The sequence below is a fragment of the Streptosporangium subroseum genome, from assembly GCF_900188345.1.
In the GTDB taxonomy this organism is placed as follows: Bacteria; Actinomycetota; Actinomycetes; order Streptosporangiales; family Streptosporangiaceae; genus Streptosporangium; species Streptosporangium subroseum.
Genome location: NZ_FZOD01000013.1, coordinates 171,427 through 193,468, shown reverse-complemented (window position 1 = coordinate 193,468; position 22,042 = coordinate 171,427). Strand labels below are relative to the sequence as shown.

The following is a 22,042-nucleotide window of genomic DNA, read 5'->3' as shown; positions in this document are numbered from 1 at the left end:
CTTTTCGAGGAGGTGCCGCGGACGCGTACGCCGATCCGTTCCGGCGACGTCCGAGAACGGTGCCCCCCGTGGCCGACACGTCCGACACGGCCGACGCAGCCGACGCGTTCCAGACCGATACGTCCGAGACGGATCCGCCTGCGGGCGGTACGTCCCAGGCCGGCAGCTTCGAGAGCGGTACGTTCCAGGCCGGCAGGCCCGAGACCGGTACGTTCCAGACCGGTGCATTCGTGGGCGCGTGGCTCGGGACACGCGCCTGCCCGGTGGGAGCCGGCTACAGAGGCTTGATCCCCGTCGCCTGCTTGCCCGTCGGCCCGTCCGCGACCGTGAAGGAGACCTTCTGCCCTTCAAGGAGCGTCGTGAGGGTCTGCGTCATGATCTGGGAGAAGTGCACGAAAACGTCTTCACCGCCGTCGTCTGGAGTGATCCAGCCAAACCCCTTGGATTCGTTGAACGACTTCACCGTGCCGGTCATGTCTAGCCTTCCAGTGATCATGACATATCTGGAACATCATCCAACAAAAACCCTATTGGGGACAGCGGGCCGGCTCCACCGTCCCCGGGACCTCGCCGCCGGGAGTCCGTCTCTCCCGGCGGCGAGGGGCTTTCAGCCCAGGCCGTTGAGGTAGGCCCGGTGGCTGCGGGAGAATTCGAAGGCGTTGTACTTGTCCCAGTTGATCGACCAGGTCATCAGGCCGCGCAGGTTCGGGTAGACGCCCCGGGGCCGGTAGGACCCGCAGTTCGTTCCCTTGGCCAGGCAGTCGAAGGCCTTTTGGACCTCGCTCACCGTGGTGAAGCCGTTGCCCGCGAAGGGGGCGGCGGGCAGGCCGATGGCGACCTGGTCCTGGCGCAGGGCGGGGAAGACGTTGTTCGGGTTTCCCGCGATCGGGAAGCCCGCGAGGAGCATGTCGGTCATGGCCACGTGGAAGTCGTGGGTGCCCATGGTGTGGTACTGGTTGTCGAGCCCGGTGATCGGCCCGGAGTTGTAGTCCTGGACGTGCAGCAGGGTCAGGTCATTGCGCATCGCGTGGATGACGGGCAGGTAGGACGCGGCCCGCCGGTCGGCGGAGCCGTTCGGTCCCGGACCGTAGAACTGGTATCCGAGCTGGACGAAGAACGTCTCGGGGGCCATGGTCAGCACGAACTTCGAACCGTACCTGGCCTTGAGCGACTTCAGCGCGGAGATCAGGTTGACGATCACCGGGGTGGTGGGGTTGGCGAGGTTGGTGTCACCGTTGTCGAGATAGAGCGAGTGGCCCTCGAAGTCGATGTCCAGCCCGTCCAGCCCGTACCTGTCGATGATGGCTCCGACCGACTGGACGAACTTGTCCCGGGCGGCCGTCGTGCTCAGCTGGACCTGGCCGTTCTGGCCGCCGATCGAGATCAGCACCTTCTTGCCGAGGGCCTGCTTCGCCCGGATTCCGGCGATGAACTCGGCCTCGGACTCGACGTTGGGGCACTCGGCGACCGGGCACTGGGTGAACCGGATGTCGCCCGAGGTCACCGAGGTCGGCTCGCCGAAGGACAGGTTGATGACGTTCCATTCGTTCGGCACGTCGGCCATCCGGATGTAGCCGGAGCCGTTGGCGAACGAGGCGTGCAGGTAGCCGACCAGCACCCGCTTGGGCAGGTCGCCGGGAGGCGGCGCGGTGCTGACGACGGCGGAGACCTGGCCGGACCTGGCCGACTCCCCGGCGGAGTTGGAGGCGCTCACCTGGTAGGTGTGCGTGCCCGCGCCGGGGGTGTCGGTGTAGGAGGTTCCGGTGGGTGCGGCGACCTTCGTCCCGTTGCGGTAGACGTTGTAGGCGGTCGCTCCCGTGGAGGCGTTCCATCTCAGCGAGACGCTCGTGCCGCTGACGGTGGCGGCCAGCCCCGACGGCACGGACGGGAGCTGCGGCTGGCCGGTGCCGACCGTCACGGAGACCGCGCCGGACCTGGCCGACTCGCCCGAGGCGTTGGTCGCGCTCACCTGGTAGGAGTGCGTGCCCGTGCCGGGGGTCTCGGAGAAGGTGGTCCCGGTTGCGACGGCGACCTTCGTGCCGTTGCGGTAGACGTTGTAGCCGGTCGCGCCCGAGGAGGCGCTCCAGCTCAGCGAGGCGGTGGTGGCGTTGCCGGTGCCGGTGAGCCCGGTGGGCGCGGCCGGGGGCTGTCCCTGTCCGGCCGCGCCGTCCAGCACGAGGTCGTCGGCCTGGTAGGTGCCCTGGCCGTACCAGCCGTTGACGTAGACCGTCACCGACGTGGTCGAGGCGCCGGTGGTGAACGTGGTGGACAGCTGGGCGTAGGCCGACGGCGAGGACGTCCACGTGCTGGGGTCGGTGCCGCCGGTGCCGGTCGCGCCGAGGAAGACGTAGCCGCCCCGGACCCACGCCGACAGCGTGTAGGCCGAGGACGGCTTCACACTGACCGTCTGCTGGCAGCGCGCGGTGTCATTTCCCGCAGGCGTCGCCTGCAGCGCCTTCGTCCCGCCGTGCACCGGCGAGGACACGACCGCCGCACCCGAGGAGGCCGTACAGGTCCAGCCGGTCAGCCCGCTCTCGAAGCCTGGGTTGACCGCGATGTTGGCGGCGTGGGCGGGCGATGCGGCGAGCATCGTCCCGGCCAGGGCCAGTACGGCTACCGCCGCGAGTTTCCGCAGATTCATCCGGTGAACCCCTTGAAGATGTTGGTGAACTCCCAGGACGACTGGGAGATGCCGCTGCACGTCGGTGAGACCTGGCCGCCCGTGCAGCCGCCGTTGTCGCGTGCGCTGGACCAGAAGCCGACGAAGGCGACGTGGTTGGCGTTCGCCCAGGTGAGCAGCTTGCGGGCGTCGGCCTGGGTGGTGGTCATCCCGGTGTCGTTCTTGCCGATCATCGGGGTGAGGCCGAGCAGTTTTCTGAGCTGGGCGTCGGACCTGGAGGGCCAGACGGTCTTCATCTGACCGAGCGTCGCCTGGGCGGCGGCGATCATCGCGTCGCCCCAGTTGCCCGAGTAGCCGAAGTTCATCAGCATCGGGTTGACGATCACGTTGAGACCCTTGGCCGCCGCGTCCTGGAGGATCGACAGCGAGAACGGGTCCACGCCGTAGTCCTGGCCCTGGATCCGCAGCGTGTAGCTGATCGTCGTGCCGCGTTCGGCCTGGAGCTGCCTGAGCGCGGTGTTGACCTTGTTCGCGTCGATCGCGGCCTCGACGTCGACGTCGAGGTGGTTGGTGCCGACGGTGTCGAGCACCTTCTTGTAGGCCGCGAGCAGCGAGGCCGAGGTGCCGCAGACGTGCTCCAGGTACGGTCCCATCGCGCCGCCGGTGGCCACGATGACCTGGCCGCCCTGGGCCTGCAGTGCCTTGACGTCGTTGATGACGCGGGAGTCGTTGATCGGGATGGTGCCGCCCCAGGCGGGGTTGCAGCCGCTGCTGTCACCGAGGGCGAAGGCCAGGGTGTAGTTCTTCACGCCGGTCGCGGCCGCGGCGCCGGTCAGCGACGGGGTTGTCATCGTGATGTCGATGTAGGGGGCGTAGCGGATCGTGCCGCTGGGCGGCGGGCCGGTGTCGGTGTTTGTCCTGCCGCTCACCGAGGGGGTGTAGGCCGAGCAGTTTCCCGCCCCGTCGCAGGCCCGGACGCGGAATCCGTAGGAGGTGGCCGCGCTCAGGCCGCTCGCGGTGTAGGTCGTCGAGGTGCCCGCGCTCACCGGTGTCCCGTTGTCGCGCGAGACCTCGTAGCGGCCGATCGAACCGGAGTTGTCGGTGGACGCCCCCCAGGTCAGGCTCAGCGAGCTGCCGGTCGGGCTGCCCACGGCCAGGTTGGCGGGGACGGTGGGCGCGGTGGTGTCGGGCGGGGTGCCGCCACCGGCCGCGCCGTCCAGCACGAGGTCGTCGGCCTGGTAGGTGCCCTGGCCGTACCAGCCGTTGACATAGATCGTCACCGACGTGGTCGAGGCGCCGGTGGTGAACGTCCTGGACAGCTGGGTCCACGAGGCGCCGGGAGTGCCCCAGGTGCTCGGGTCGGTCGTCCCGGTGCCGGTCGCGCCGAGGAAGACGTAGCCGCCCCGGACCCACGCCGACAGGGTGTAGGCCGAGGACGGCTTCACGCTGACCGTCTGCTGGCAGCGCGCGGTGTCATTTCCCGCGGGCGTCGCCTGCAACGCCTTCGTCCCGCCGTGCACCGGCGAGGACACGATCGCCGCACCCGAGGTCGCCGTGCAGGTCCAGCCGGCCAGGTCGTTCTCAAATCCTGGATTTGTCGTGATGTTGGCCGCTTGAGCCGGTGATGCGACCAGCATCGTGCCGCTCAGAGCCAGTACGGCTACCGCCACGAGTTTTCTGAGACCCATCGGAATTCCAGGGCGGAGACCCTTGGCCACGGCCGAGAGCGGGACGCCCCTGCCTCCCTTCGATTGCGGTCATGCTGGGGTTTTCGATGATCTTCAGGGCCGGGTGACCTTCACGGTCACGGGGATACGGCCCGCACCCCGAGCGAGGGGTGCGGGCCGTGGTCGTCAGAAGCCCGCGGTGATGCGGGTGAACTCCCAGTCGATCTGGGAGATGCCGCTGCAGTTGGAGGTCACGCCGCCGCCCGGGCAGGGACGGTCGCGGTTGACCGCCCAGTAGGCCAGGCGGGTGAGGCCGTTCGACTTGGCCCAGTTGGTGATCTGGGTCCAGGTCGCCGGGCTGGTCAGCTCCTGCTGGTCGGACAGGCCGTTCATACCGGAGATGCCCATCCGGGAGTAGGCCTGGGCGTCGGTCCAGCCGTTGGCGGCCTTCAGCGCGTTCTTCAGGCCTTCGGAGGCGTTGACCGTGCTCTGGTACATGTTCGCGCCGCCGCCGAAGTCGAACGGCATGATCGTGTAGTTGTCGATCGGCACGGCGAGCGCCTTGGCCTGGTTGATCAGGCGGATGCCGGCGGCCGTGGGGCCGGTGGTCGAGGTGCCGAAGGTGACGACGACCTTGACGTTGGGGTTGTTCTGCTTGACGATCTTCAGGCCGTTGAGGATCCGGTCCTGAACGGTGTAGTTCTCGAACTCGTCGGTGTTCTCGATGTCGAAGTCGACGACCGCGGGGCCGACGGCGTTGATGACCTGCTGCACGGCGCCGGCGAAGGCCGCCGGGGTCGAGCAGTTCGGGCCGAGCTTGTTACCCGACCAGCCGCCGAAGGAGACCTGGACGCTGCCGCCCGCGGCCTTGATCTGCGAGATCGCCTGCGCGTCGGCGCCGCCGGTCAGCGGGCGGTTACCGTCCCAGGCGGGTACGCAGCCACCGCTGGACAGGATGAACGCCATGGTGAAGGACTTCACGCCGGTGGCGCTCATGACCGTGGCGGGATTGGGCGGGTTGCCCCAGCCCATGTAGAGGTACGGCGCGCCGGCCATCTTGCCGCCGGGCGGGGGGTTGGTGCAGCCGGTGGTGGTGGCGCTCGCCGAGGCGCTGGCGGCCGACTCGCCCTGGGCGTTGTACGCCTTGACGGTGTAGGTGTGCGAGGTGCAGGTGCCGAGCGAGCCGACGGTGGTGCTGGTGCCGGTGACCTGGGCCCGCTGCGTGGTGCCTTCGTAGACGCGGTAGCCGGTGACGGTACCGCTGGAGGCGCCCCACGACAGGGAGATCGAGGAGTTGGTGGTGCCGGTGACCGACGGGGCTCCGGGCGTGCCCGGGGTGCCGGGGTTGGGCGGGGTGCCGCCGGCGCAGGACGCGCCGTTGAGGGTGCAGTTGGACGGGGTGATCCCGCCCGGGCTGCCGTTGAAGCCGAAGCTCGCGGTCGCGCCGGGGGCGAGGGTGCCGTTCCAGCCGACGTTGGTGAAGGTGAAGCGCTGCCCGCTGCGGCTCATCGCAGCGTCCCAGAAGGAGCCGATGTTCGCGCCGGAGGGCAGGTCGAAGGCGACCGACCAGCCGTTGAGGGTGGTGGTGCCGCCGTTGGTGACCGTGTACTTGCCCTCGAAACCGGAGCCCCAGTCGGAGACCTTGGTGAATACGGCGGTGGGGGGCGCCGCGAACGCGGGGGCCGCGACCGTCGACAGGCCGAGTGACACGCCGAGTGCGGCCAGGACCGCGGTCAGTGTTCGTCGAAATCTCATGTTTTTTCCTCGGTTGGGGGGTGCGAGGTGGTGGGGGGTGGTGAGGGTGTGAGATTCGGGATCTGCCCGGCCGGGTCGTGAGGAGGTGCCGGGCAGGTCCGGGGACGTCGGAGGTGGCGGAGGGCTAGGGCAGGGTGGCGAGGTGGGGCTTGACGGTCCTGGAGAAGTTCCAGTTGTTGGAGGCGTCCCAGTTGATCGACCAGGTCATGGCGCCGCGGATCCCCGGGTAGGCGCGCGGCGGCACGAAGCTGCCGCAGTTGGTCCGGGTCGCCAGGCAGGTCAGCGCCTGGTTCACCAGGGACGGGGCGACGATCCCGCCGCCGGCCCCGCCGGGTCCCGCGGGCAGGCCGAGTGCCACCTGGTCGGGGCGCAGGCCGTTCTCCAGCTGGATGCAGGCCAGCGCGGTCATGAAGTTGACCGTGCCCTGCGAGTAGGCGGCCATCTGGTCGCAGCCGAGCATCGAGCCGGAGTTGTAGAACTGGGTGTGGACGACGGTGAGGATGTCCTTGATGTTCAGCGCGAGCTTGAAGTACTCCCCGCCGGTGGACTGCATGTCGATGGTCTGCGGCGCCATCGTGATGATCAGGTTCGCGCCCGCCTTCGCGCGCAGCGCCCGCAGTGCCTGACCCATGTAGGTGGCGTTGAGGCCGTTCTCCAGGTCGATGTCCACGCCGTCGAAGCCGTAGCTCTGCATCAGGGCGTAGACGGTGTCGGCGAACTTGGTGGCCGAGGTGGCGCTGGACACCTGGACGCGGCCCAGCTCACCGCCGACCGAGAGGATGACCTTCTTGCCGCGTGAGTGGAGCGTCTGCACGTCCGCCTTGAACTGGGCGTCGGTGTAGCCGCCGAGGGAGGTGGACAGTCCGGGGTCGACACCGAAGACGACCTCGCCCGGGGTGGTCGTGGCCTCACCGAAGGAGATCGCGACGAGATCGTACTCGTTGGGCACGGCCGACAGCTTGAGCTCGACGGCGGCGTTGTTGAAGTTGTGCCAGTAGCCGGTGAGGAAGTGCTTGGGCAGCGGGCTGACGGTGCAGCCGGTGGTGGTCGCGCTCGCCGAGTCGCTCTTCGTGCCCTCGCCCGCCGTGTTGTACGCGGCGACCGTGTAGGTGTGCGACTCGCACGCGCCCAGACCGGAGACCGTGGCGCTCGTACCGGTGACCGTGGTCTTCAGGGTCGTGCCCTCGTAGACCCGGTAACCGGTCACCGTGCCGCTGGAGGCTCCCCAGCTCAGCGCGATGTTGCCGGAGTTGCCCGTGGCGGACGGGGCGCCGGGCCTGCCGGGCACCCCGGCGGTGCAGCCGGTGGTGGTGGCGCTCGCCGGGTCGCTCTTCGTGCCCTCGCCGGTGGTGTTGTAGGCGGCGACCGTGTAGGTGTGCGACTCGCACGCGCCCAGGCCGGAGATGGTGGCGCCCGTGCCGGTGACGGTGGTCTTCAGGGTCGTGCCCTCGTAGACCCGGTAACCGGTGACGGTGCCGCTGGAAGCTCCCCATGACAGCGTGACGGCGTTCGCGCCGCCGGTCGCGGTGGGCGTGCCAGGCTTGCCCGGAACCTGGATCGTGGTGCCGCCGCCGCAGGCGACGCCGTTGAGCGTGCAGTTGGACGGGGTGATCCCGCCCGGGCTGCCGTTGAAGCCGAAGCTCGCCGACGCCCCCGGAGCCAGGGTGCCGTTCCACCCGACGTTGGTGAAGGTGAAGCGCTGCCCGCTCCGGCTCATCGCAGCGTCCCAGAAGGAGCCGATGTTCGCGCCGGAGGGCAGGTCGAAGGCCACCGACCAGCCGTTGAGGGTGGTGGTGCCGCCGTTGGTGATCGTGTACTTGCCCTCGAAGCCGGAACCCCAGTCGGAGCCCTTGGTGAACGTGGCGGTGGCGGTGGCCGCCTGAGCCGGGAGGGCGATCATCATCGTCAGGACGATGGCCGCCAGAGCGACGAGAGATCGAGCGATGACGCGAAACTTCACGTTAACCTCATGCATTCACTGGGGGGTGACCGTACGGCTTGCACCCCGCGGGGGGCGCTGGAGGCGGACGTGAGCGCAAGCCGTACGGCGTGGTGGCCACGGCTCCGCCCGGGGGAGGGCGGAACCACGCCGTCGATCAACGCGGGCCGTTGTCCACGGCGATGGTGAGAAACGGCCGGGCTGGACGTTCTGGCTGGTCAGGACCGCCGTGATCTCATCCCTGAGCGTGCGCTTGTCCTCGAACCACGATCCCGGTCGGAGACCTCGGTGAAGGTGGTCGTGACGGCTGCCGCGCTGGCACCGCCGGGCACGGACGGCCCGTGCGGGAGGCTTGCAGCCGCAGTCAGGAAGAGTAAGGGAAAGGTGCGCCGCATGATCGCTCCCATGAAGGGGGAACCTGGGGGGTGAGACGTCCGGACGGTCGGACCTTCTGCGGTGACAACTGCCACCATCGAGTTTCCGCAGCCTGCAATCGAGGCCGCCGGGGGCGAACGGGCCATGGGGACTCCCATTCGGTATTTCTTTTAGGAAAGTTTCCTAAGAGTTGCCGTGATCGTAGCTTTGACAGACTCCTCCCACAAGGCCCAAAAAAGTCGATTTCCGACGATCCAGCTAGGCACGTTCCAAATACGGGACTCCGCGATCGAATAACGTCCCCCGTGCCTATCCGGCGAGGCGATTCCGGGTGGTGCTCCGCCCCCGTCTCATCCGGCCGCCCTCTCGTCCGGAGCCGTCCGCCCCGATCCCGGCCCGCCCCCTCGGGCCACCGCCGGCTCAGACCGGGCCGCCGGCTCAGACCGGACCATCGGCTCAGGCTGAACCGTCGGCTCAAACCGGACCATCGGCCCAGGCTGGACCGCCGACTCAGACCTGGCGGTCTGCTCAGGCCGGGCCGTCGGCGAGCGCCTCGGACAGGGGCTTGCGGACCAGGTCGGGCACCTCGGCGTCATGCGCGGCGTAGCCGATCGGGAAGAGGATGTAGGGCCGCTCGTTGCCGGGACGTCCGCAGATATCCGTCAGGAACGCCATCGGGTTCGGGGTGTGGGTGAGCGTGGACAGGCCCATCGAGTGCAGGGCCGCGATGAAGAACCCGCAGGCGATGCCGACGCTCTCGTTGACGTAGTAGTGCTTGACCCTGGTGCCGTCGGGGCGCACGCCGTACTTCTCGGCGAAACAGACCACCAGCCAGGGCACCGTTTCGAGATAGCCCTTGTCGGAACCGGTCTCCAGGTGGGCCAGGGCCTCACGCCACTCGGGGGTCAGCCGCCCGCCCTCGTAGTTCTGCCGCTCCTCGACCTCGGCGGCCTCCCGCACCCGCCGCCTGTCCTTCGGGTCGCCGATCACCACGAACTTCCACGGCTGCTGGTGCGCCCCCGACGGCGCGGTGTTCGCTGTCATGACGGCCAGCTCGACGCACTCGCGCGGCACCGGCTCGTCGCTGAAGAACCGCACGCTCCGGCGCCGGTCCATGTGCTCGTAGAACTCCCGGCCCCGCGCCACCATCTCCGGCTCGGGGTAGCGCGCGGGCCGGTACGGGATGAACGGATGGGAATGCTCCTGCGCCATGATCGCCTCCATGAGTGCCATATATGAAGGCATAGTCTTAATTGCGACTACAAACGGTGCAACAGACGGGTCATTTCACTGTCAGATTGTCAGTGAACGATAGGCGCGGCACTTCGGAGGTGGGCAGATTGACAGTCAGAAGGACCGAAAAGAACGGCCTGGACGACCTCGACCGCAAGGTGCTCCACCTGATCAGGGAGCGCCCGAGGAGCGGTCTGCTGGAGCTAGCCCGCCTCCTCGGCGTCGCCCGGGGCACCGTCCAGGCCCGCCTCGACCGGATGATCGCCGACGGTGTGATCACCGACTTCGGCCCGAACCTCTCCCCCGTCGCCCTCGGCTACCCCGTCCAGGCGTTCACCACCCTTGAGGTGGAGCAGGTCTCCCGCGCCGGCATCTCCGCCGCCCTGTCCGCGATCCCCGAGGTGCTGGAGGCCCACATCGTCACCGGCCCCGGTGACGTCTGGTGCCGCGTCGCCGGCCGCGACCACGAGCACATCCAGGAGGTCATCGACCAGACCCTGGCCATCCCCGGCGTACGGCGGAGCAGCACGGTGATCACCCTGTCCACCGTGGTCCCGCATCGGGTCCAGCCCCTGGCCGACCTCGGCTGAGCCCGCGATCCGCCGCGCGCCGGGAAGCCCGGCCGCCGCCGGTGCCGTGCCTGCCGGCCGCTGTCATCGCCGTGCCAGGAGGCTGCCAGCGGCGACCTCGACGGTGGGGGCATGACCATCAAAACGCGCGAACAGCCCACCGATCCCCCCTCGGGGGAACGCCTCACAACGACCGCCGAAACGCACGGGCGAGCCGCCGGCCTCCCCGCGGGGGAACGTCTGACGATGACCACCCGCGACGGGGCCGAACTCGTCGTCTCCCTCTGGCGACCCACCCGGGACGGCAGGCACTCATCTGTGAAGGGGGTTACGGGTGGCAAGCCCCGGAAAACGACTGAAGTCACGATCCATGGTCCACAGCTCACGAACTCCGTGCGCGATGCATAGTGCCGCGATCCGTGCGTCGTGAACCATCGGACCCGCGACCTTGCCCGCTTCCAGCAGTGCCCGAAGTGTCTCCCAGTGGTTGTCCGCCTCGCCGATGGTCACGAGGGACGGCGACCCCAACCAGGCGTCGATCTGCGCAAGTGCCTCCGTTGTGGTGCTCGGCGGCGCATATACGCGAGGGTGAGTCACGATCGAGAAGAACTCGTGAACACACGGCCACGGAATCGACCACGCCGCCCGGCCTTCGGCCAGTTCCTTCATCTCCGAGACGGCGCGGCCGTGAAACCCGCTGTCTCTGCGATGCGCGTAGACCAGGATGTTCGTATCCACAGCGATCACAGACGATCTCCGTAGGCCAAGGCGCGAATGTCCTCCCATGAGGCGTCTCTCATCTGAGAATGCACCCCATGCCCGTCGACGGACGCGTCAGGCAACGTGTAGTTCGCCTCTTGCGACCGGTGCGCCAGGGCGGATCGCAGGCCCTCTTCGATAAGGGCCCGCAACGTCGTCCCCTCAGACTGGGCCACCCGCCGCGCCTCCCTCAACAGTCCGTCTGGAATATCGACGGTCGTTTTCATGTGGCTAGCCATACCCATGGAGCAATGCTCCCATACACCTTTACTCTCTGCATGCAATCAAACACGAAATGGATCCATGGCCTTCGATCCAACAGGGTCCCAGCCAGGCTGGAAACGCAAGGAGATCGGCTCGAAGCCAGCCCTGCGGACTTATGACCGTCTGGACAACCTCGGCCGGACCCGCGCCGCGCGTGACGAGACAGGTTCGGGGTCCGGTACGGCTCGCCGTATCGGACCCCGGTTGCATTTGACGTCGAAGTCGCCGAACAGGTTCTACGCGACGCTGAAACCGCTGAACAGCAGAAGGGCCAGGCCGAGGGCCACGACCACGTTGACCACGGTCGCGGCGGCGAAGACCCCGACCGGGCGCCAGCCCGCCTCTCTGAGCGAGGCCACCCGGAACTCCAGGCCGATGCTGACGAAGGCCAGGATCAGGAACCAGATCCGCAGGTCGTTGACCACACCGATGGTCGCCTTGCCGTCCGCCGCGCTCACCGTGGACAGCCACCAGGTGGCGATCACGGAGGCCGCGACGAAGCCGAGCACGAACTTCGGGAAGCGCCGCCAGAACTCGCCGAGTCCCGGGCGCTTCGCGTCGGCGCGGCGCTCGACCCGGAAGGCGAAGTAGGCGGTCAGCGCGATGGTCACGACGCCGATCAGGGCGTTCTGGGTGACCTTCACGATGCTCGCCACCGCGAGCGCCTCGTCCCCGACGATCGCACCGGCGGCGGTCACCGCGGCGGTGGTGTCGATGTTGCCGCCGATCCACGCCCCGGCCACCTCGGGGCTGAGCCCGAACACGCCGGCCAGCCAGGGCAGGATGAAGATGGACGGCAGGGCGAAGGCGATCACCAGGCTGGCGCTGTAGGCGAGCTGCTCGCGCCTGGCCTGCACCGCGCCCGCCGCCGCGATGGCCGCGCTCACCCCGCAGATCGACACCGCGGCCGACAGCAGCGCGCGGAGCTTGTCGTCCAGGCCGAGCCTGCCGCCGAGCCACCAGGTGAACAGGAACACCGTGGTGATCAGCACGATCGCCTGGATGATCGCGGGACCGGCGGCCGTGGCGATCACCTTGAGGTTGATCGAGGCGCCCAGGAGAACCAGGCCCGTCTTGATGAAGAACTCGGTGCGGAAGCCGCCGGCGAGACGGTCGCGCAACCCGGTCGCGGTCAGGACCGCGTTGCCGACCAGGCCGAGGATGATCGCGTACACCGGATACTCGACGGCCGCGCCGATGTCCTCCAGCGCGGTGCCCTTGAGCAGGTCGGGCACGTTCCTGTCCAGGTAGCGGGTGCCGGCGGCCAGGAGCAGGACGACGAGGACGCCGAGCAGCGCCCACACCCATCCGGCGCCGGAGGCGACCTCGGGACCGTCGGGCGTACCGATCTCAGGGCGGTCGGACGTGCCGACCGCGGGGCCGCCTGGGGTGCCGGATGGATCGGCCGCGAGACCGTCGGGCGTACCGGCCGGGGCGTCCCGGCGCTCCTCGGTGCTCATCAGGGCACCAGCCCGACGGGGATGACCCCGGTGAGCACCAGCACCAGCAGCACGAGCCCGACGATCGTGGCCGCCCAGTCCTCGTTGATCGCTGTCCGGCCGTCGTTATCCGCCGGGGGACCTGTCTCGCTCATCTCACGACCTCACTCACCGTCTTGCGGTACGCCCCGAGCTATTCCATATTAAGTAGATAGGAATTAAAGGTAAATAGATCCGGTGAGCCGGATCCTCTTCGACGGCCACCGATGCCGGCGGGGCGGTGGACCCCCTCCGAAGCCCTCCCGAAGAGCCTGCCGGGACCTTTCCTGAAAGTCCTTCCGCGGTGCCTTCGGAGATTCCTTTTGGTGCACCCTTTGGGAGTAAGTTGACGAAGCATCCCGTAACGCCCTCTGGAGCATCACCGTGTTCTTCGGTATCACCGATCTGTGGACCTATGTCCTCGGCGCCTTTTTCATCATCCTGCTCCCCGGCCCGAACTCCCTCTATGTGCTCGCCACCGCCGCGCAGCGTGGGGTGCGGCAGGGGTATCGCGGAGCGGCGGGGGTCTTCATCGGCGACACCGTCCTGATGGTGCTCGCGGCGGCCGGGGTCGCCTCGCTTCTGAAGTCGACACCGATCCTGTTCAACGTCGTGAAGTACGCCGGAGCGGCCTACCTGGCGTGGATCGGGTTCCAGATGCTGCGGGGAGCCTGGCGCTCCTGGCGTAGGCCCGCGAGCGCGGAGACCGCCCCCGCGCCGGAGCGGACCGGAGAGGACCCGTTCCGCAAGGCCCTGGTGATCAGCCTGATGAACCCGAAGGCGATCCTGTTCTTCATCTCGTTCTTCATCCAGTTCGTGGATCCCGCCTACGGCACGCCGGCGCTGTCGTTCCTGATCCTGGGCGCGATCTGCCAGCTGTTCAGCGTGCTCTACCTGTCGGCGCTGATCTTCGGCGGGACCTTCCTGGCCAATCAGTTCCGGGCGCGCCGCAAGCTGTCGGCGGGGCTGAGCACGGGGGTGGGCATGCTGTTCCTCGGCTTCGGCGCGAAGCTGGCCACCGCGACGCTCAGCTGACCTCGGCCCGAGGCCGGCTGCCGCGACCGGCCATGGCCCCGAGGCCGGTTACCGCGACGCCTGGTCGGCCCTGGCGCGGGACCGGCTGACCGGCACTCGATCGACCTCGGACCGAGACCGATCACCGCGGCGTCTGGTTGACCTTGATCGCCACGCTGACGAGCGAGAGGAACAGCTCGGCGTCGGCCCTGCTGTCGATGGTCATGATCACCCATCCGGCGTCCGTACCGGGGGTGACCCGGTGGCAGTCGGTGAGCACCCGGGCCCATCGGTCGATCATGGGGGTCGTGAGTAGCAGCTCCGCGGTGTGGTCTCCGCGCATCCTGACGATCTCCCGGCCGCTGGCCCGGAAGCCCAGCCCCCTGCGAGTGCGTTTCAGCGCCAGGGCGGGCCAGCAGATGAGCTGGGCCGCCACGTTCGCAACACCATCGGTCGAGCGGCCGGACGTGTGCGCGCGCACTGCCATGCCTCAATCGTCGCGGACTGGACCCAATCGGGAAAGCTCCTGTTTCTGAACCGTTATCCGAGTGACGGACCTTCCGTTAACCAAGACGATCTGCGGCTTGGTCCGGCGGCGGAGGCGATGTTCGCCGGTTCCGACGGAGACGATCTACGACCCGGCCCGCAGGGGTTCGTGACGATGTCGGCCGATCCCCGCCGAGACGGTCTGCGACCCGATTCGGAGAGCCCATGACGGTGTCCGACGGTCCCCGTCGAGACGGTCTGCGACCCGGCCCGGGGCGGTCGCCAGGGTATTCACCGGTTCCAGCAAAGGCATCGATCCGGGTCGGGTACGGTGAGTGGCCAGCAAATACTCCGGGCTGATCCCCCCTCATAAGCCCATGCGGCAGGCCCTGCACGTCTGACGGCCTCATACCGGGGTAGGCCCGAGTTCTCAGCCTCTGCTGTATTCCACCGTTCCGTGGAGCGTCATGAGCTATCCGCCCGTCGTCCTTCCTCGCCTTGCGGTTCTGGCTCGGCAAGCGGTGCCCAAGCTCCTGGAGGGCGTAGTCGCCCCCCTCGCCGTCTTCTATGCCGCGCTGGCCCTCCTGGGCGAGCACGGTGCGCTGATCACCGCGGTGAGCTGGGTGTACGCGGGGGTGGGCTGGCGACTGATCCGGCGGATCCCGGTGCCCGGGACGATGGTCCTCGCCGCGATCGCGATCACCGTGCGGGCGCTGATCGGATTCTGGAGCGGGAGCATGAAGTTCTTCCTCCTCCAGCCCGAGCTCGGGACGATCTGCATCAGCATGGTCTTCCTCGCCTCGGTGCGGCTGAACCGCCCGCTGGTGCAGAAGCTGACCCTCGACTACATCCACCTGCCCTCGGCGGTGCTGAAGCACGAGCGGGTTCGCCGCTTCTTCGCCCGGATCACCCTGCTGTGGGCCTTCGTGCTGCTGACCAACTCCACGGTGAGCATCTGGCTCCTGGTCCACCAGTCGGTCGGCACCTACCTGCTGGTCCGCACCACGGCCGTGGCCGTGATCACCGGCCTGGCGGTGGCCGTCTCCCTCTACGCCTTCCGCCGCGTCCTGCGCCGCCTCCACCACGACCCCGCCCCCGCCGCCCTCACCGCCGGACCCGCGTAACCCTCGCTCCGGGCAGGGTTGGCGTCATCCGTCGCGAGACGGACGGCGAAACACTCCGCCACGTGCTCTCGGCCGGACCCGAGCAGGTAGAAAAGGGGACCGGGTGGAGAAGAGTGGAGCGGGATGCCTGACATGGACGAGATCGCGGGGAACCACGACCTGCCGCTGGACATGAACGAGATCGTGGGAAGCCACGACCTGCTGCTGGTGACCCTCGACACGCTCCGCTACGACGTGGCCGAGGAGCTGATGGCGGCCGGGCGGCTGCCCACCCTTGAGCGTGCGCTGCCGGGCGGCCGATGGGAGCGGCGGCACAGCCCGGGGAGTTTCACCTACGCGGCGCACGCCGCGATCCTGGCGGGGTTCCTGCCGACTCCCGTCGCGCCCGGCCCTCACCCCCGGCTGTTCGCCGCCGCGTTCCACGGGAGCGAGACGACGGTCGCGCGCACGTGGATGTTCGACGAGCCCAACCTGCCCGAGGGTCTGGCCGGGGCCGGGTATCACACCATCTGCATCGGAGGGGTGGGGTTCTTCAACAAGCGGACCCCGCTCGGCTCCACCCTCCCGGGGATGTTCGCCGAGAGCCACTGGGAGCAGTCCTTCGGGGTCACCTCGCCGACCTCGTTCGAGGCGCAGATCGAGTGCGCCGAGCGGGCGGTCGCGGGGGCGGCCGGACCGGTGTTCCTGTTCGTCAACGTCTCGGCCCTGCACCAGCCCAACTGGTTCCACCTGCCGGAGGGCATCCGCGAGCGCGGTGACGGCCGCGCCGGTCACGCCGCCGCGCTGGAGTACGTGGACCGGCACATCGGCAGGCTGTTCGCCGCCATGAGTGCCCGGCGGCCGGGATTCGCGATCGTCTGCTCCGATCACGGCACCGCCTACGGCGAGGACGGACACACCGGCCACCGCATCGGTCACGAGGTCGTCTGGACCGTGCCGTACGGGGAGTTCACGATGAACCGGGGAGAATGGCGGTGACCCGGGGCCGGGACACGCGCGAAACACCATCGACCGGTCTGGCGCCCGTATCGGGTGAGAACCACCTGACGCTCCAGGGGTGAGGCCGCCTAAGAACGGACCCGCTCGGCCAGGGCGAAGGCGCCGGTGAGACCCGCGACGAGACCCGTGAGCAGTGTGAACAGGCTCACCAGGCCGACCACGCCCGCGCTGCCGGGGCCGCCGGTGTTGAAGCCGTTCGGGGTCAGGACGACGAGCATCAGCCACATCGACCACCCGAACATGGCGCCCGAACCGATCCAGGCCAGCGTCACCGGCACCCAGAGTGGCCTGCCGGAGCGCCGGCCGACGACGATCGACAGGCCCGCCGCGGCGATCGCCACCGCCGCGTTCACCCCATGCCCCAGGTAGAACATGAAGGAACGCCCCGCGATCACGTCCGGCGGGAGTCCGAGGGGAGAGCCGAGGACCCAGCTCAGGTTCAGGATCGCCAGGATCCCGGCGACCAGCACGGTCCCCCGCGCCACGAAGACCTGCAGCTCCCGTGTCGGGCTCGGCGGGCCGTCTTCGACCCGGGTGGCGAACACCAGCGGCCAGCGATGCCTGGCGTAGTGGACGAACGCGATCGTGAGGCCGAGCCCCTGACCGGCCTCCGCCGGATGGGTTTTCCCTGCGAATGAAACCGGCCGGCGTGCGGGCTCGAAGAGAGGGCAGGGAGGTTTCATGGTCATCGCACGGCAACCGAAACGCTGGGCAGGGCTTCCGATCTTCGCTCTGGCACTCGCACTGGTGGCGGTCGTGGGATCGCTGTCCGCGATCAACGCCGGCAGCGAGTACCTGGCGCTGGAGCGTCCGCCCTGGGCGCCGCCGCAGTGGCTGTTCGGCCCGGCCTGGACGGTGCTCTACGTCATGATCGCGATCTCCGGCTGGCTCGCCTGGTCGGCGCGCGGCCGGACTCCCGCGCTCGGCGTCTACGCGGCCCAGCTGGTCCTCAACGCGGCGTGGACACCGCTGTTCTTCGGCGCGGAGCGGTACGGCCTGGCGGTCGCCGAGATCGTGGTGCTCTGGCTCGCGATCGTGGTCAACGTCGTGATGTTCCGGCGGATCAGCCGACCGGCCGCCTGGCTTCTGGTGCCCTATCTCCTCTGGGTCACCTACGCGGCATCACTCACCGTCGCCATCTGGCGGCTCAACTGAGCCCGGCGGGCGAGGATCGCGATCCGGACCGGCCGCCGCGCACCCCCGGCCGGGCCAGGACCGCGGCTCTTCCCGAGGTAACCGACCGAGACTCCCCCGAGGTAAGCGGCTCCCCCGAGGCAACGAGCCGGTCCGGCCGCGTGCCCCCAGCCGGACCGGGACCGCGCTCCCCCGAGGTGACGGGTCCCCTGACGAAAGTGGGGGGTGGGGGCAACCTTTCGTGCGATGTGCCGTGATTCGCCCTCTTCCTAGGGTCGAGGGGACCGATCCCCCGATGAGCTCAGGGCACGACGGTCCCTGAGCGAACTCAGGGACGTGGCGAGCGAACACCGGGGTCCTCCCCGGATGCCCCGAGATCACCGGGTCGGCAGCGTGCTGTGTAGATCCCCCCGACCCTGACTGGAGCACGACCGTGACACAGACCATCCTTGACGCCTTGCACGATGTGATGAGCTCCCCCTGGGTCTATCTCGCCCTCTTCGCGCTGGCGATGCTCGACGGGTTCTTCCCCGTGGTCCCCGCCGAGACGTCCGTCATCACGGCGGGTGTGTTCGCCGCCGCCACCGGCGCGCCCAATCTCGCGCTGGTGATCGTGGCGGCCGCCCTCGGCGCGTTCGCCGGTGACCACGTCTCCTATGCCATCGGGCGCACCACCAACGACCGGCTGCGCAACGGCAGGCGCAGCCGTAAGGCGTTCGGCTGGGCGGAGAGGGCACTGGCCGAGCGCGGCGGGCTCGTCCTGGTGGTGGCCCGCTACATCCCCGGCGGCCGGACCGCCTGCACCATCACCATGGGCGCGGTCGCCTACCCCCGGCGCTCGTTCGCCCTCTTCGACGCCGTCGCCGCCGGATCCTGGGCGATCTACTCGGGGCTGATCGGCTACGTGGGCGGCGCGGCCTTCGAGAACGACCCGATCAAGGGCCTGCTGCTCGGTCTCGGCATCGCCCTGACGATCACCGCGGTCGTCGAGATCGTCCGGCACGTACGGCGACGCCGTACCGTCCGGGAGCCCGAGCCGGTCCTGGCCGCCTCGAACGACTGACGGCCGCGCTCAGGGCCGTACCCAGATCATCGTGTGCCACCTGCCGTTCTCCTCGGCGGCCAGGATGAGCCGGTCGTCGTCGAAGTTCAGCTCGCGGATCTGGGTGCCGACCAGGACCGGGTTGAGGGCCATCTCGATGTCGTGGGCCACGTGACCGTCTCGGAGCTCGTAGCGTCCCGCGCAGGAGAAGAAGGACGCGAACGCCTCGGCCTGTGCCTCCGCCGACGCGTGCCGAGCGATCTTCGCAGGCAGCGGGACGCGCCCGGCCCGTGCGACGGTCGCGCTCATGTGGCCGTCGGACGTGTAGCAGAGCAGGCCCACCGCGTCCGGGCCGAAGGGATATGAGACCCGCCCGTCCGTACGGACGATCCGCCATTCGATCAGCTTCCAGGCTCCGACCAGATCCATGCTCGCGAAACTACGATAAGCGAAGCCAGCAGGTCAACAGCCCCGACGCGAATCTCAGGGAATTCGCCTCGAAGTCAGGGTGAACCCCGATGGCCCGAGCGCCACCTTCGCGGGACGCTGCCACTAGTCCACCGAAAGACCACATCCGGACGCCTCAGCGAGGCGCTTCGGACATCTCGCCATGTCTTCATCTGCTTGAGAGGAGTGCGCATGACTGTGTTGGCGGTCGGTCTGGCATTGCTGGGATCACTGTTCTTCGCACTCGGCGCCGCGCTACAACAGTTCGAAGCGGCGAGTACGGCCCGCGTCAACCTCCGTCACCTGATCAGGCGTCCCCGATGGCTGCTCGGCGGCCTCGCCATCGCGGTCGGCACCGCCCTGCACATCGTCGCGCTGAAGTACGGCCCCCTCACGGTGGTCCAGCCGATGGGCGTGGCCAGCCTCCTGTTCGCCCTGCCCTGCGCCGCCGCCCTGCAACGCCGCAGGCCCCAGTCCGGCGAACTCGCCGCCGCGGCCGTGATCGCCATCGGGCTCATCGGCCTGGTGCTGGTCGTGCCCGAGCACACCGGCGACCCCCACCTCAGCACGGGAGGGGCGGTGACCTTGCTCGCGGGGGCGGCCACCGCCGCTCTCGCGCTGTGGATCACCGCCGGGCAGGCCGCACCGGCCGCGCGGGCGGGGCTGCTCGCCATGGCGGCGGGGGTGCTGTACGGCGCGACCGCCACGCTCACCCGCGTCCTGGTCGACGGGAACTGGGAGCCCTGGTTCCTGCTCGCCGTCCCGATGCCCGCCCTGATCGCGCTGGCCCTGCTGCAGCGTGCCTACGCCGTCGGCCACTTCGGCATCTCCTTCGCCGCCCTTCAGGTGGCCGACCCCCTCACCGCCGTCGCCTTCGGCGCGCTTCTTCTCGGCGAGCCGCTGCCGACCAGCACGTCGAGCATGCTCATCGCGCTAGCGGCGGCGGCGCTCACCGCCGCCGGCACCGTCGCGCTGGCACGCACCACCCCGATGTCCCCCACGCACGACGCGATAGCCCGATGAACGGAGCCCCCATGGTCATGTCAGTCGCCGCCCCCACGCTCGCTCCCGGTCCCCTCGCCTCCCGTCCGCGCCGGGTGATGATCGGGACCGACACCTACCCGCCGGACGTGAACGGCGCCGCCTACTTCACCCACCGGCTGGCCTGCGGTCTGGCGGAACGGGGCAACGACGTCCACGTGGTCTGCGCCTCGGACGAGGGGCCGGCCAGGGTCGACCGCGTGGACGGGGTGACCGTGCACCGGCTGCGCTCGGCGCCGCTGCTGGTCCACCCGACCATGCGGATCTCGGTGCCGACCCGGCTGGACCGGCTGATCGGGGAGATCGCCCCGGACGTGGTCCACGTCCAGGGGCACTTCGTCGTCGGCCGGGCCTCGATCTCCGCCGCCCGGCGCGAGGGCGTCCCGGTGGTGGCGACCAACCACTTCATGCCGGACAACCTCTTCCAGTTCGCGCACATCCCCGAACGGCTCCGCGTGCGGGCGGGTGCGATCGCCTGGCGCGACTTCAACCGTGTCTTCTCCCGCGTGGACCGGGTGACCACGCCGACCCGCATCGCGGCGGGGCTGCTCATGGGCAAGGGCTTCAGCCGCTCGGTGGAGCCCATCTCCTGCGGTATCGACCTGGAGAGGTTCCAGCCGCGCGCCGAGCCCAAGCTGTGGGCACGCAAGGCCTTCGACCTGCCCGACCGGGACACCGTGCTGTTCGTCGGACGCCTGGACGAGGAGAAACGGCTGGACGAGCTCATCCGCGCCCTGCCGTACGTCCTCAACAACACCGACGCCCAGATCGCTCTAGTCGGCACCGGCGGGCAGCGGGTGGCGCTCGCGAAGCTCGCGCACCGGATCGGGGTCGGGGACCGAGTGATCTTCCTGGGGTTCGTCCCCGACGAGATGCTCCCCCAGGCGTACGCCGCCGCAGACGTCTTCGCCATGCCGGGCGTCGCGGAGCTGCAGAGCATCGCCACGCTGGAGGCCATGGCCACCGGGTTGCCGGTCGTCGCCGCCGACGCGATGGCCCTGCCCCATCTGGTACGGCCCGGCGAGAACGGTTACCTGTTCACGCCGGGGAACTCCCAGCAGCTGGCCCGCCACCTGACCGGCCTGCTCGGCTCGCCCGGCCTGCGCGCCGCCATGGGCGCCGCGAGCCGTGCGATCGCGGTGACCCACGACCACCAGTCCTCCCTCTCCCGCTTCGAGGCGATCTACCAGGAGGTGGCCCGATGAAGGAAGCCCCCCTGTCACGCTGGCCGGGGATGGCCGGGGCGGCACTCGCCCTGGCCGCGATGGCCTACGCGCACGTGGCCGCGGCCGACACGGTGAACCCGGCGAGCGGCCTGATCAGTGACTACGCACTGGTCGGCACCAGCGCCTGGGCGCTGGTCGGCGGCACGATCATGCTGGCCATGGGATCCCTGTGGACCGCGTTCGGCCTGACCCGGGTGGACCCGGCGCGCAGTGCCGCGGCGCGCGTGATGCTCCTCGCCGCCGCGCTGGGCCTCCTTCTCACCGCGGGATTCCCCACCGACTCGGCGCCCGACGTCGTGTCGATCGGCGGGGAGATCCACCGCTGGTCGGCGGCCGTGGTCTTCACCGCCCTGCCCTGCGCGGGCTGGATGCTCGGCCGGCGCTCCGGCGACCGGGCGCTGTCAGCCGTCAGCGCGTTGTCCGTGGTGTTCCTGGCGGCGTTCCTCGCGGCTCACCCGGGCTCACTGACCGCGGATCTGATTGACGGCTCCGACTACTACGGCCTGATCGAACGCCTGCTGGTGCTCACCGAGATCGTGCTGATCTTCCTGGCCGCCCGCGGCGTGGGCGGCTGGAAGCGCGCGAGCGTGGTTCCGGCTCCTCGCGGCGCGGACGACCGGAAGCGTGAGAACGCGGGCCCCCTCACCCACCGATCACCCGGAGCCGACCGTCTCGGCGCCCACGCGACGGTCCCCGCCCAGCCGTCCGCGGACGACGTCCGGCGCCCTCGCGAGTCGGTCGGTCTCCACTCCACCTGACCGATCTCAGGGTCCCGGCCGCGGCCTCGCCAAATCCACCAATAGGCATCCAATGAGACATATCTCGCTTACCGCTTCCGATCAACCTACGCTAACGTAGGTTACGGTTCCG

General features: G+C 69.2%; 22 protein-coding genes. 9 read left to right on the top strand and 13 right to left on the bottom strand.

Features of this window, described 5'->3' with window-relative positions; all coding sequences use genetic code 11:
- Positions 1–274 precede the first annotated feature (274 nt).
- The 6 genes from CHC08_RS16305 to CHC08_RS16280 all read right to left on the bottom strand — a co-directional run bounded on the left by CHC08_RS16305 (position 275) and on the right by CHC08_RS16280 (position 9,568).
- On the bottom strand, positions 275–475 hold the full coding sequence (locus CHC08_RS16305; RefSeq protein ID WP_089208113.1) for a cold-shock protein: 201 nt from the start codon (positions 473–475) through the stop codon (positions 275–277).
- Positions 476–607: 132 nt separating this feature from the next.
- Positions 608–2,641, bottom strand: coding sequence for a carbohydrate binding domain-containing protein (locus CHC08_RS16300; RefSeq protein ID WP_089208112.1), 2,034 nt, complete (start codon positions 2,639–2,641; stop codon positions 608–610).
- On the bottom strand, positions 2,638–4,308 hold the full coding sequence (locus CHC08_RS51510; protein WP_245878354.1) for a carbohydrate binding domain-containing protein: 1,671 nt from the start codon (positions 4,306–4,308) through the stop codon (positions 2,638–2,640). Before CHC08_RS51510 ends, CHC08_RS16300 begins: the two co-directional genes overlap by 4 nt.
- Positions 4,309–4,473: 165 nt before the next feature.
- Positions 4,474–6,042 (bottom strand): cellulose binding domain-containing protein, encoded by a 1,569-nt coding sequence (locus CHC08_RS16290; protein ID WP_089208111.1) that lies wholly within the window; start codon positions 6,040–6,042, stop codon positions 4,474–4,476.
- Between the two features lie 124 nt (positions 6,043–6,166).
- Complete coding sequence (locus CHC08_RS16285; RefSeq protein WP_089208110.1) at positions 6,167–8,002, bottom strand: cellulose binding domain-containing protein; 1,836 nt, start codon at positions 8,000–8,002, stop codon at positions 6,167–6,169.
- An 882-nt stretch (positions 8,003–8,884) separates the two neighbouring features.
- Entirely contained in the window at positions 8,885–9,568 is a 684-nt protein-coding gene (locus CHC08_RS16280; RefSeq protein WP_089208145.1) for a nitroreductase family protein, read from the bottom strand.
- Positions 9,569–9,696: 128 nt separating this feature from the next.
- On the opposite strand from CHC08_RS16280, the gene CHC08_RS16275 reads away from it, so the two are divergent.
- Positions 9,697–10,179 (top strand): Lrp/AsnC family transcriptional regulator, encoded by a 483-nt coding sequence (locus CHC08_RS16275; RefSeq protein ID WP_089208109.1) that lies wholly within the window; start codon positions 9,697–9,699, stop codon positions 10,177–10,179.
- Positions 10,180–10,470: 291 nt separating this feature from the next.
- On the opposite strand, the gene CHC08_RS16270 is transcribed toward CHC08_RS16275, so the two are convergent.
- The 4 genes from CHC08_RS16270 to CHC08_RS52395 form a co-directional block, all read right to left on the bottom strand.
- A complete protein-coding gene (locus CHC08_RS16270) occupies positions 10,471–10,905 on the bottom strand; it encodes a type II toxin-antitoxin system VapC family toxin (protein ID WP_089208108.1) in 435 nt (144 codons plus the stop codon).
- Complete coding sequence (locus CHC08_RS52915) at positions 10,902–11,144, bottom strand: type II toxin-antitoxin system VapB family antitoxin (protein ID WP_218825327.1); 243 nt, start codon at positions 11,142–11,144, stop codon at positions 10,902–10,904. The genes CHC08_RS16270 and CHC08_RS52915 overlap by 4 nt, the downstream gene beginning before the upstream one ends.
- Positions 11,145–11,417: 273 nt before the next feature.
- The gene (locus CHC08_RS16260) at positions 11,418–12,641 is read right to left on the bottom strand and encodes a YeiH family protein (RefSeq protein ID WP_089208107.1); all 1,224 of its coding nucleotides are present in this window, start codon (positions 12,639–12,641) and stop codon (positions 11,418–11,420) included.
- Positions 12,641–12,775, bottom strand: coding sequence for a hypothetical protein (locus CHC08_RS52395; protein WP_275937175.1), 135 nt, complete (start codon positions 12,773–12,775; stop codon positions 12,641–12,643). Before CHC08_RS52395 ends, CHC08_RS16260 begins: the two co-directional genes overlap by 1 nt.
- A 268-nt stretch (positions 12,776–13,043) precedes the next feature.
- Between CHC08_RS52395 and leuE the strand changes: the two genes are divergently transcribed.
- Positions 13,044–13,694, top strand: coding sequence for a leucine efflux protein LeuE (gene leuE / locus CHC08_RS16255; RefSeq protein ID WP_089208106.1), 651 nt, complete (start codon positions 13,044–13,046; stop codon positions 13,692–13,694).
- A 121-nt stretch (positions 13,695–13,815) separates the two neighbouring features.
- On the opposite strand, the gene CHC08_RS16250 is transcribed toward leuE, so the two are convergent.
- A complete protein-coding gene (locus CHC08_RS16250) occupies positions 13,816–14,160 on the bottom strand; it encodes a luciferase domain-containing protein (protein WP_143653235.1) in 345 nt (114 codons plus the stop codon).
- 466 nt (positions 14,161–14,626) lie between these two features.
- On the opposite strand from CHC08_RS16250, the gene CHC08_RS16245 reads away from it, so the two are divergent.
- Positions 14,627–15,283 carry a VC0807 family protein gene (locus tag CHC08_RS16245; protein ID WP_089208104.1) on the top strand — a complete coding sequence of 219 codons (657 nt, stop codon included), beginning with the start codon at positions 14,627–14,629 and terminating at the stop codon, positions 15,281–15,283.
- Between the two features lie 123 nt (positions 15,284–15,406).
- Complete coding sequence (locus tag CHC08_RS16240) at positions 15,407–16,261, top strand: STM4013/SEN3800 family hydrolase (RefSeq protein ID WP_476718283.1); 855 nt, start codon at positions 15,407–15,409, stop codon at positions 16,259–16,261.
- A gap of 89 nt (positions 16,262–16,350) precedes the next feature.
- Here the strand turns inward: CHC08_RS16240 and CHC08_RS16235 are convergent, their stop codons facing one another.
- Positions 16,351–16,971 carry a hypothetical protein gene (locus CHC08_RS16235; protein ID WP_089208103.1) on the bottom strand — a complete coding sequence of 207 codons (621 nt, stop codon included), beginning with the start codon at positions 16,969–16,971 and terminating at the stop codon, positions 16,351–16,353.
- Here CHC08_RS16235 and CHC08_RS16230 point away from each other — a divergent pair.
- A complete protein-coding gene (locus CHC08_RS16230; protein ID WP_089208102.1) occupies positions 16,964–17,437 on the top strand; it encodes a TspO/MBR family protein in 474 nt (157 codons plus the stop codon). The genes CHC08_RS16235 and CHC08_RS16230 overlap by 8 nt on opposite strands.
- A gap of 412 nt (positions 17,438–17,849) precedes the next feature.
- A complete protein-coding gene (locus tag CHC08_RS16225) occupies positions 17,850–18,479 on the top strand; it encodes a DedA family protein (RefSeq protein ID WP_089208101.1) in 630 nt (209 codons plus the stop codon).
- Between the two features lie 9 nt (positions 18,480–18,488).
- On the opposite strand, the gene CHC08_RS16220 is transcribed toward CHC08_RS16225, so the two are convergent.
- Complete coding sequence (locus CHC08_RS16220; protein ID WP_089208100.1) at positions 18,489–18,887, bottom strand: lipocalin-like domain-containing protein; 399 nt, start codon at positions 18,885–18,887, stop codon at positions 18,489–18,491.
- A 210-nt stretch (positions 18,888–19,097) separates the two neighbouring features.
- On the opposite strand from CHC08_RS16220, the gene CHC08_RS16215 reads away from it, so the two are divergent.
- Genes CHC08_RS16215 through CHC08_RS16205 form a run of 3 tightly spaced genes read left to right on the top strand, consistent with a single transcriptional unit; the run spans position 19,098 to position 21,930 of the window.
- Entirely contained in the window at positions 19,098–19,928 is an 831-nt protein-coding gene (locus CHC08_RS16215; RefSeq protein ID WP_089208099.1) for a DMT family transporter, read from the top strand.
- A gap of 11 nt (positions 19,929–19,939) precedes the next feature.
- Positions 19,940–21,151, top strand: coding sequence for a glycosyltransferase (locus CHC08_RS16210; RefSeq protein WP_089208098.1), 1,212 nt, complete (start codon positions 19,940–19,942; stop codon positions 21,149–21,151).
- Positions 21,148–21,930, top strand: coding sequence for a DUF998 domain-containing protein (locus CHC08_RS16205; RefSeq protein ID WP_089208097.1), 783 nt, complete (start codon positions 21,148–21,150; stop codon positions 21,928–21,930). The genes CHC08_RS16210 and CHC08_RS16205 overlap by 4 nt, the downstream gene beginning before the upstream one ends.
- Positions 21,931–22,042 lie beyond the last annotated feature (112 nt).

Excerpts from the sequence above, each read along its gene's own strand:
- CHC08_RS52395 (WP_275937175.1), bottom strand. The coding sequence starts at position 12,775 with ATGAGCGAGACAGGTCCCCCGGCGGATAACGACGGCCGGACAGCGATC.
- CHC08_RS16280 (WP_089208145.1), bottom strand. The coding sequence starts at position 9,568 with ATGGCGCAGGAGCATTCCCATCCGTTCATCCCGTACCGGCCCGCGCGC.
- CHC08_RS16250 (WP_143653235.1), bottom strand. The coding sequence starts at position 14,160 with ATGGCAGTGCGCGCGCACACGTCCGGCCGCTCGACCGATGGTGTTGCG.
- CHC08_RS51510 (WP_245878354.1), bottom strand. The coding sequence starts at position 4,308 with ATGGGTCTCAGAAAACTCGTGGCGGTAGCCGTACTGGCTCTGAGCGGC.
- CHC08_RS16290 (WP_089208111.1), bottom strand. The coding sequence starts at position 6,042 with ATGAGATTTCGACGAACACTGACCGCGGTCCTGGCCGCACTCGGCGTG.
- CHC08_RS16305 (WP_089208113.1), bottom strand. The coding sequence starts at position 475 with ATGACCGGCACGGTGAAGTCGTTCAACGAATCCAAGGGGTTTGGCTGG.
- CHC08_RS16205 (WP_089208097.1), top strand. The coding sequence starts at position 21,148 with ATGAAGGAAGCCCCCCTGTCACGCTGGCCGGGGATGGCCGGGGCGGCA.
- CHC08_RS16245 (WP_089208104.1), top strand. The coding sequence starts at position 14,627 with ATGAGCTATCCGCCCGTCGTCCTTCCTCGCCTTGCGGTTCTGGCTCGG.
- CHC08_RS16235 (WP_089208103.1), bottom strand. The coding sequence starts at position 16,971 with ATGACCATGAAACCTCCCTGCCCTCTCTTCGAGCCCGCACGCCGGCCG.
- CHC08_RS16230 (WP_089208102.1), top strand. The coding sequence starts at position 16,964 with ATGGTCATCGCACGGCAACCGAAACGCTGGGCAGGGCTTCCGATCTTC.
- CHC08_RS16300 (WP_089208112.1), bottom strand. The coding sequence starts at position 2,641 with ATGAATCTGCGGAAACTCGCGGCGGTAGCCGTACTGGCCCTGGCCGGG.
- CHC08_RS16215 (WP_089208099.1), top strand. The coding sequence starts at position 19,098 with ATGACTGTGTTGGCGGTCGGTCTGGCATTGCTGGGATCACTGTTCTTC.
- CHC08_RS16240 (WP_476718283.1), top strand. The coding sequence starts at position 15,407 with ATGCCTGACATGGACGAGATCGCGGGGAACCACGACCTGCCGCTGGAC.
- CHC08_RS52915 (WP_218825327.1), bottom strand. The coding sequence starts at position 11,144 with ATGAAAACGACCGTCGATATTCCAGACGGACTGTTGAGGGAGGCGCGG.
- CHC08_RS16220 (WP_089208100.1), bottom strand. The coding sequence starts at position 18,887 with ATGGATCTGGTCGGAGCCTGGAAGCTGATCGAATGGCGGATCGTCCGT.
- CHC08_RS16260 (WP_089208107.1), bottom strand. The coding sequence starts at position 12,641 with ATGAGCACCGAGGAGCGCCGGGACGCCCCGGCCGGTACGCCCGACGGT.
- CHC08_RS16210 (WP_089208098.1), top strand. The coding sequence starts at position 19,940 with ATGGTCATGTCAGTCGCCGCCCCCACGCTCGCTCCCGGTCCCCTCGCC.